This is a genomic window from Pseudomonas gessardii (assembly GCF_001983165.1).
Classification (GTDB): domain Bacteria; phylum Pseudomonadota; class Gammaproteobacteria; order Pseudomonadales; family Pseudomonadaceae; genus Aquipseudomonas; species Aquipseudomonas gessardii.
Window position 1 is genome coordinate 1 of sequence record NZ_MNPU01000137.1, and the last position, 1,000, is coordinate 1,000.

Here is a 1,000-nt window from a genome sequence, read left to right on the forward strand (position 1 = left end):
TGTGGGAGATTCTATGGTTTTGGGGAAGCCCCCAAAACCGCTTTTGACTGGTATTCGCTCAGGTTTTTCATGAGCGAAAAGGCGATGCGCGCCAGCTTGCGGCCAATGATGACCAGGGCTTGAGTCGTTTTCAGGCCCCTGGCCAGATAACCCTCGTATAAAGGTTTCCAGGCTTCTGACCTGATACCTGCTGACGCCGCGTTATGCAGCAATCTGCGTATCTCTGAATCTCCCTTCTTGCTCAATGAGCGGCGTCCGCTCATTTGCCCAGAATCGGATACTCTCAAGTCCATTCCCAAGAACGCGATGTAAGCGTCAGCACTTTCAAATTCTCCTCGCTGAAACGCCATTACCAGGGCAACTGCTGTCAGAAACCCAATGCCCTCGACGGCTTGGCAGCGCTTGACCTGATGCAAAAGCCCCGCCTCAGTAACAGCATCTAATATCCTTTTCTCAATGAGCCCCTCATGCCTATCAAGACACGCTGAAATGCTCTTGGACGAGGCCTTGAGTGATGGCTCGCCCGCCCAGCTCTGATTCAGTGCAACACGCATTTTCACCAGCGCTGCGCGTCGACGCAGCAAGCTTTGAAGCTTGGTATAAATCTTCGGCGGCGGATTCCAGGCGCGTAAATCAGCCTGTTCATTCTTCAAGTAGCGAGCCAGCAACTGCGCATCACTGAAGTCTGTTTTAGCGCGACCACCTGTGCCTTTGCGGTAATGGCTAAGGCGATATCCATCAATCACGTAAACGATATGGCCCATCGAATGAGCCAAGTTGACGGTATCCACGTGATAGATATTGGTGGCTTCAATTGCGATGGCGCTGCCCGCAGGCAAAGACTTCAGCCATGCCTTCAGCTCGCTTTTCTTGTTCGATACGATCTTTGTTTCAGCAGTTTCACTTTGATAAACAACTACTTCGGCTTTAGCGACATCCACTCCAATGATTGATTGCGAGACAGTCATTGCCATGAGAAAAGCTCCGGGTTAGGGTTTAC

Annotated in this window: 1 protein-coding gene; it reads right to left on the reverse strand. The window is 51.3% G+C overall.

The annotated features are described in order from the left end of the window. Positions 1–11: 11 nt before the first annotated feature. A complete protein-coding gene (locus BLL38_RS29990) occupies positions 12–974 on the reverse strand; it encodes an IS110 family RNA-guided transposase (protein ID WP_076965387.1) in 963 nt (320 codons plus the stop codon). Positions 975–1,000 lie beyond the last annotated feature (26 nt).

Bases quoted from the DNA above. Each gene is read 5' to 3' on its own strand.
- BLL38_RS29990 (WP_076965387.1), bottom strand. From the start codon at position 974: ATGGCAATGACTGTCTCGCAATCAATCATTGGAGTGGATGTCGCTAAA.